The 6,467-nt window shown below is 58.9% G+C and carries 7 protein-coding genes and 3 pseudogenes; 6 read left to right on the forward strand and 4 right to left on the reverse strand.

The window, feature by feature from the left end; translation table 11 throughout:
* Positions 1 to 146: pseudogene (locus ACN0S5_RS23890) on the reverse strand (IS6 family transposase); the annotation flags it as partial.
* Positions 147 to 204: 58 nt separating this feature from the next.
* Between ACN0S5_RS23890 and ACN0S5_RS23895 the strand changes: the two are divergent.
* A pseudogene (locus tag ACN0S5_RS23895) lies at positions 205 to 854 on the forward strand (transposase); the annotation flags it as partial.
* A gap of 247 nt (positions 855 to 1,101) precedes the next feature.
* Here ACN0S5_RS23895 and ACN0S5_RS23900 read toward each other — a convergent pair.
* Both ACN0S5_RS23900 and ACN0S5_RS23905 read right to left on the reverse strand, forming a co-directional pair.
* Positions 1,102 to 1,215 (reverse strand): annotated as a pseudogene (locus ACN0S5_RS23900) (IS3 family transposase); the annotation flags it as partial.
* 212 nt (positions 1,216 to 1,427) lie between these two features.
* Positions 1,428 to 2,279 carry a UDP-galactopyranose mutase gene (locus ACN0S5_RS23905; RefSeq protein ID WP_417211741.1) on the reverse strand — a complete coding sequence of 284 codons (852 nt, stop codon included), beginning with the start codon at positions 2,277 to 2,279 and terminating at the stop codon, positions 1,428 to 1,430.
* 150 nt (positions 2,280 to 2,429) lie between these two features.
* Here ACN0S5_RS23905 and ACN0S5_RS23910 point away from each other — a divergent pair.
* A protein-coding gene (locus ACN0S5_RS23910) for an IS3 family transposase (RefSeq protein WP_417211742.1) occupies positions 2,430 to 3,580 on the forward strand; the annotation gives its coding sequence in 2 pieces (ribosomal slippage) (positions 2,430 to 2,676 and positions 2,676 to 3,580; 1,152 coding nt in all).
* A gap of 164 nt (positions 3,581 to 3,744) precedes the next feature.
* Here ACN0S5_RS23910 and ACN0S5_RS23915 read toward each other — a convergent pair.
* Positions 3,745 to 4,209 (reverse strand): helix-turn-helix domain-containing protein, encoded by a 465-nt coding sequence (locus ACN0S5_RS23915; protein ID WP_417211743.1) that lies wholly within the window; start codon positions 4,207 to 4,209, stop codon positions 3,745 to 3,747.
* A 164-nt stretch (positions 4,210 to 4,373) separates the two neighbouring features.
* On the opposite strand from ACN0S5_RS23915, the gene ACN0S5_RS23920 reads away from it, so the two are divergent.
* The 4 genes from ACN0S5_RS23920 (at position 4,374) to ACN0S5_RS23935 (ending at position 6,335) form a co-directional block, all read left to right on the forward strand.
* Positions 4,374 to 4,628: a type II toxin-antitoxin system RelE family toxin gene (locus tag ACN0S5_RS23920; RefSeq protein WP_417211745.1), complete on the forward strand. Its 255-nt coding sequence runs from the start codon at positions 4,374 to 4,376 to the stop codon at positions 4,626 to 4,628.
* Between the two features lie 5 nt (positions 4,629 to 4,633).
* Positions 4,634 to 4,990: a helix-turn-helix domain-containing protein gene (locus ACN0S5_RS23925; RefSeq protein WP_417211746.1), complete on the forward strand. Its 357-nt coding sequence runs from the start codon at positions 4,634 to 4,636 to the stop codon at positions 4,988 to 4,990.
* Positions 4,991 to 5,183: 193 nt separating this feature from the next.
* Positions 5,184 to 5,453 carry a hypothetical protein gene (locus tag ACN0S5_RS23930; protein WP_417211747.1) on the forward strand — a complete coding sequence of 90 codons (270 nt, stop codon included), beginning with the start codon at positions 5,184 to 5,186 and terminating at the stop codon, positions 5,451 to 5,453.
* Between the two features lie 120 nt (positions 5,454 to 5,573).
* On the forward strand, positions 5,574 to 6,335 hold the full coding sequence (locus ACN0S5_RS23935; RefSeq protein ID WP_417211749.1) for a YdcF family protein: 762 nt from the start codon (positions 5,574 to 5,576) through the stop codon (positions 6,333 to 6,335).
* Positions 6,336 to 6,467: the final 132 nt, after the last annotated feature.

Consider the following 6,467-nt stretch of genomic DNA (forward strand, 5'->3'; position numbering starts at 1 on the left):
GCCTCGTGGCTGACGTCTGTCCCACGTTCGTGCAGCAGGTCCTCCACGTTCCGCAGCGAGAGCGGGAAGCGGACGTAAAGCATCACCGCCAGGCGGATGATCTCGGGACTCGTCTTGAAGTAGCGGAATGGGCTGCGGATGGGCATAGGCCGAGGCTATCGAGCCCCCTGCCCCGCCTCAAGGCCGGTTCCTTTGACAGGACCCTTCGTTGCGGATGCCTGGGCCGTCGTGGGCCGCCGGGTATCAAAAGAGCGCCTATTGTCAGATATCTACGACACGGCCGCCTCGTCGGTCGGTCTGCCGGTCCATCACGGCAGCGATGCCGTGGCCATGTTCCGCATGGTGCTGGCCGAGGGCAGAAGCCTGATCGAGCAGCGTAACCGGATCGAAGCGCGGGCCGTCGAGTTGTTATCGGGTCATCCCGACTACCGGCTTCTCACGACCGTTCCCGGGATCGGCCCGATCAACGCGCTGACCATCCTGGCCGAGGCCGGCGATCTGCGCCGGTTCGGCCATCATCGCCAGTTCCTCAAGTTCTGCGGTATGGACCTCGCCACCATCCGGTCGGGCACGTTCCGCGGCCAGACGAAGCTGTCGAAGTACGGCAACGGTCGGCTGAGGCGGACGCTCTGGATGGCCGGCCAAGTGCCGTCCTCCAGCGCGCCAACAGCTTCCGAGATAAGTTCGAACGCTACATTGCCCGGGACCGGCACAATGCCGACCTGAGGCGCAAGGCGTATACGGCAATCGCCGCCAAGATGGCGCGCACGGTCCATGCGATCGTCAAGGGCGGCGAACCCTATCGTCCCTTCTTCGAGGGGACGGTGCACGGCGGGAGGACCCTTCTCTCATGAGGCCGTAGGGACGCCACCTCGTCGGGCGGCGATCTCGTAGATAATGTTCAGGCCTTCCGCTCAGCGACGACAGGATCTCGTCTTGAGGACGGTGGGAGCCGCTATGCGCGTACTCCGTGTTTGTTATGGGAGAGACCGCTCGTTGACCCCGGAAGCCGCCTGCCGCAGAATGGTACCGTATCGGCGACCATCGATGCGAACACGATCCGACGCCCACATCAGCCCATCGTTCCGAATATAGGACGTTGTCGACCCTGATCGTCTTCGGGTGGCCCACTTTGGCGCAGACCTTCTCCAACGTCTGCACGACATCCTCTCCCCGATGGGCGAAACGCGGATCGGCCACCGGACACAGCCGCGACCGGCGAACGCAACCAGTGTGGCAACTCCTTGAGGAGTTAGACGGCGGTCTCGTTTGTCGACGGCTACATATACGCAAAGTGTTGACGGCTTCACATACCCAAAGGTTGCACACTTCAGATGATACCGGGTCAGGTCTTGAAATGGCGGAAGGGGCTGCGATAGGGCATAGGAAGAGGCTAATGAAATCCCCTACCTCGCCCCAATGCCGGTTCATCCAACAGTTCCATTCCAGCCCTGCCGCAGGAAGCAGCGCGCCGTGGCCAGCGCTTCCGCAATGCACTGGTCCATGTCGAGGTAGCGGTAGGTACCCAACCGTCCCAGGAAAGTTACCCCCGGGGTTTGCTTTGCCAGGGCGGCATAGCGCTTCAGTTGGGCCTTTTCCGGCAGCAGGCGAACCGGGTAGTAGGGGATGTCGCCGGGGCCGGCGTCGCGGCTGAACTCCTGACTGTAGACCGTGCGCGTGTGCTGTTCCCACGGGGCAAAGTGCTTGTGCTCCGTGATCCGCGTGAAGGGCACCCCCGGGTCGGCGTAGTTCATCACCGGGCAGCCTTGGTGGTCGCCCTGCGCCTCGTGATGGTGGAAATCAAGCGTGCGGTAGGCCAGCCGCCCAAAGCGGTGGTCGAAGAACCCATCGAGCGGACCGGACCAGAACAGGTGGCCGTGGCCGCGGCACATGTCCGGTCGGTAGGGGGTTGAAAGTCGCAGCGCGATCAGCGGGTGGTCGAGGATGCGTCGCACCATTTCGGTGTAGCCATCCTCGGGGATACCTTGGTGACGGTGGGCGAAATAACGGTCATCGTAGGTGAACCGGACGGGCAGCCGGCTGAACACCGCCGCCGGCAGGTCGGTCGGAGAGCGGCCCCATTGCTTGCGCGTGTAGCCCTCGAAGAAGGCCCGGTACAGCTCCGGTCCCACCGCGTGCAGCGCCTGCTGCTCGAAGGTTTCCGGCGGCGTTCCGGTGGGCTGGCGGCGCGCTTCGAGAAAGGCCCGCGCCTCGGCTGGGCCCATCGCAGTGCCGAAGAACTGGTTGATGGTCAGCAGGTTGATCGGCAGCGAGAACACCCGCGCTCCCACGGTTGTCAGCACCCGGTGCCGGTAGGGCATGAAGCGGGCGAAGCGGGTGACGAAGCGCCAAATCGCGTCGTCGTCGGTGTGAGGTGCCCCTAGATTTGTAGACGCCTTGCCCCCTAACTTTGAGGCAAGGAGGCCGACATGGGGACAAGCAATTACAGCGACGAGTTCAAGCGGGATGCGGTGCATCAGATCGCGGTGCGGGGTTATCCGGTTCGGGAGGTTTCCCGGCGGTTGGGCGTCAGTACGCATTCCCTTTACAAGTGGATGAAGCTGTTCGGCGATCCGGCACCAAAGAAGGCCGACGTCGATCATGAAGCCGAGAACCGGCGACTGAAGCGCGAGTTGGCGAGGGTGACCGAAGAGCGCGATATTTTACGAAAGGCAACGGCGTACTTCGCGCGCGCGTCCCAATGAAGTACGCCTTTATCCGGGAGCACCGCGAAGAGTTTGGCATCCGCGCCATGTGTCGGGTTCTGCGGGTCCATTTCTCCGGATTCTACGCATGGCTTAAGAACCCGTTAAGCCACCGTGCGCAGGAAGACATCCGCCAGACCGAGCTGGTCCGGCAGGCGTGGATCGACAGCGGTAAGGTTTATGGCTACCGCAAGCTGACAGACGATCTCCGCGATCAGGGCGAAGGCATCTCGGAGAACCGGGTCGCCCGCTTGGCGTCGCTGGCCGGGATCGCTGCCCAAGTCGGCTACAAGCGACGCCCCGGCCGATACGGCGGCAAGCCTGCCATCGTGGCTGAGAACAGGTTGGAGCAGCGGTTCCAGACGTATGCACCGGATCAGGTTTGGGTGACAGACATCACCTATATCAAGACCCACGAAGGCTGGCTGTACCTCAGCGTCGTCATCGACCTGTTCTCCCGCCGTGTCGTTGGTTGGTCGGCACAATCCCGCATTACCACCGACCTGGCATTGCAGGCCCTTCTGATGGCCGTCTGGCGACGTAGGCCGATGGATCCAGTCACGGTGCACTCTGATCAAGGCTCGCAATTCACCAGCCGAGAGTGGCAGACGTTTCTTCGCCAGCACGACCTTGAACCCAGCATGAGCCGACGCGGCAATTGTCACGATAACGCGGTCGCCGAAAGCTTCTTCCAACTGCTGAAACGGGAGCGGGTAAGGCGCAGAACCTATCCGACACGCGACGATGCAAGGCGTGACGTGTTCGAATACATCGAGCTCTTCTACAACCCGAAGCGCAAGCACACGAACAACGGCATGCTGTCGCCCGTTGACTTCGAAAACAGACAGCTCAAACTGAAACAGGCAGGTGTCTAGCGAACTAGGGGCACCTCATATAGCCTTTTCGGTTTCATCCAAAATACGTGCAGACCATCGTGGACGAAACAATCCGGCCTCGGCCAAGCTGAGTATGTTGTTCCGCTTAAGCGCACCACCCAAAACGCACGCGTCGATTAGCGCAGAATAACGGTTCATAGCGCTCAAATCAGGTCATCCTCAGCATCAATCGCTGCTAGATCGGCAAGCGCGTCGGAGCGATCTTGGTCACGTTTCGCTTTGTAGGCAAACAGATCTTCAGCACGCACACGGCGATGCCTACCCACCGTGACAAAAGGGATTTCGCCGTTCTCAAGGACTTTGATGAGGTACGGCCTGGATACGTTCAACAAGTCTGCGGCTTCCTGAGTGGTAAGCTCAGCCTCTACCGGCATGATCCGGAAGCCACGGCCACTCGAGATTAGGCGCAAGAGATCAAGAAGCGTCTCCGTCAGAGACGGCATTAAAGTGATGGACCGCGTCTCACCGTCTTTGAATGCCAGTGATAGATTAACCGGTTCACCTTCCTTGACCTGAGCAGCAATGACAGAACGAAGCTGTTCTGCATTCTTGATTTCCACCTTGGTGGGAAGTCGGCTGGCGCTCACGTCTTTTACTATTGCGTTCATGTTATCCTCCAACGGCACATGAGGTGCCACGCCCCCTCTGATTGCCACACATTCGCAGCAAGCGCAACATTCGAAATATTCGAAACTTGCCGGAGCGCGGCGAAGCCTGGCAGCCCATCTTCAGTAGCCATTGACTACATAGTCGCCACAGGCTACATAAGGCCATGAAAGAAGTCGTCTACTCGAGGACCGCCCAGAAGACGCTTATGCGAATGCCTCGGAACTGGGCCATTCGAATTCGCGATAAGATCAGCGCGTACGCCGAGGACCCGGCTTCGCAGGCGAATAATGTCAAAGCGCTGCAGGGCATGGATGGGATGCTGCGGCTTCGGGTGGGAGATTGGCGGATTGTGATGTGCGACGGCGTTGTGCTTGAGATTCTGGACATCAAGGCGCGCGGCAGCGCTTACAAGGAGTGAGCGAAATGAATGAAATGGTGACCATCCCCAAAGACGAATACCTCCGCCTAAAGGAGATCGAGGAGGATATGGCTGATCTGAATAGTGCAGCTGACGTCTTGGCCCGGATCAAAGCTGGAACCGAGGAGCTGATCCCCTCCGCTGTTGTCGACCGTTTACTGGCCGGTGATGCGCCCCTCATGGTTTGGCGCGAACACCGCGGGTTGTCTCAAGCTGAATTGGCGCGCCAGTCAGGTGTTAACCGCATCCAGATCATCGACATCGAAGCAGGTCGCAAAACTGGGTCCGCCGCCACGCTCAAGAAACTGGCCATTGCGCTGATGGTTGACATGGATGACCTTTTCGATGCTCGAGACCAGTGACGACCCAAGCATGAGGAAATCCGCGTCGCGAACTCTGAAAGATAAGCTGGAAGCGCTCGAGACCCAACGTCGAGCGGCCATCGAAGCTGAGGCAATCCGGCTGCGTGCCGAATATTCTGGGTTTGACTTTGACCCATCATCGTCCCGATGATAACAGGCTGATTAAACACGAGGTAAATCCAAAATGACGTTCATGCCGTTCATGTTCGACCGCTCCTCAACTGCGAAGTTAATCAAAGCTATCGATTCACCCGCTCGCCAGCCGGCTCAGTTGGAGCAACTGCGAAAGGTAATGACGGCTGACATCTATAATTTACCCTATGGCTACCTCGACCAAGCACTCCGTCGTGCGGCGCTGATGTTGCCCCTGGCGCAGGACGAGAAAGAAAAGGACTTACTGAACGACATTTACATGACGGCATTTCGGCGCATTCAACGTATCCACATGGAAAGTCGTCCATAGGGTCACAGATAGCGCTTTTCGGTTCGGGCTGGCATTTTCGACCCCAACAAACGATCAGCAGATGATCTGGTGCGTAAGCGTAACAGCTTGGAGGCAAACTGAAACAAAGGGCGGTAATTGATGGACACCCTTTTCTTCATATTTTCCAAGTTTGTCGGGCTGTTCCTCCAAGTCGAAACTTGGCTTGCGGTCACTCTGGCACTTGCTGTTATTGCCGGATTATTGGGCCGCAAAGGTCTGTCAGCGTGGCTCTCAGCCGCAGCTTTTCTTGCCGTCTCCGTGATCAGCATTTTCCCGATTGGCGAGATTCTCCTTGCTCCGCTTGAGGCTGAGTACGTGGCCCAGAACATTCCAGAGCAAATCGATGGGATCATAATTCTTGGCGGCGCGGAATCCCCGCGAAAAACGCTGCGATGGAACCAGCCGCAACTGAATGATGCATCCGAGCGCCTGATCGCGGCAGCGAGTTTGGCCATCGCTCACCCTGAATCCAGGATTGTCTATGCCGGCGGAAGCGGCAGATTGCTGGATAATGTTGCCGGGCGCGCACCTCTTCCTCCAATCGCGATTGAGGTCTTAAGTTCGCTTGGGATAGACGCTGACCGCATCATTTGGGAAGATCAGTCCCGGAACACGGCGGAAAACGCTCAGCTTTCCTTCGAGTTGGTCCACCCTGAGCCCGGTGAAACTTGGGTTCTGGTCACAAGTGCTTTTCACATGGGCAGAGCGATGGCGAGCTTCGAGGCCGCGGGTTGGCGTGACGTCGTTCCCTATCCCGTGGATTATAGGACGGGCAGTTTCACGGGCGGGATAGGTTGGGATTTCTCATCCAACCTAGAAGACGTGAACATTGCCATAAAGGAATGGGTCGGTCGACTGTGACCTGCCACTGAACTTTCATCCAGCCGCGACCGGAGCCCGATTGGTGTTTACGCCAATCGGCGCAGGGTGAGCAATCGCCCGACGCGCGGAGCTATCATCTCGCGCAGCGGGGCGGGCGATTGCGGTGGTCAG

It is taken from the genome of Antarctobacter sp. (assembly GCF_048262615.1).
Lineage (GTDB): Bacteria > Pseudomonadota > Alphaproteobacteria > Rhodobacterales > Rhodobacteraceae > Antarctobacter.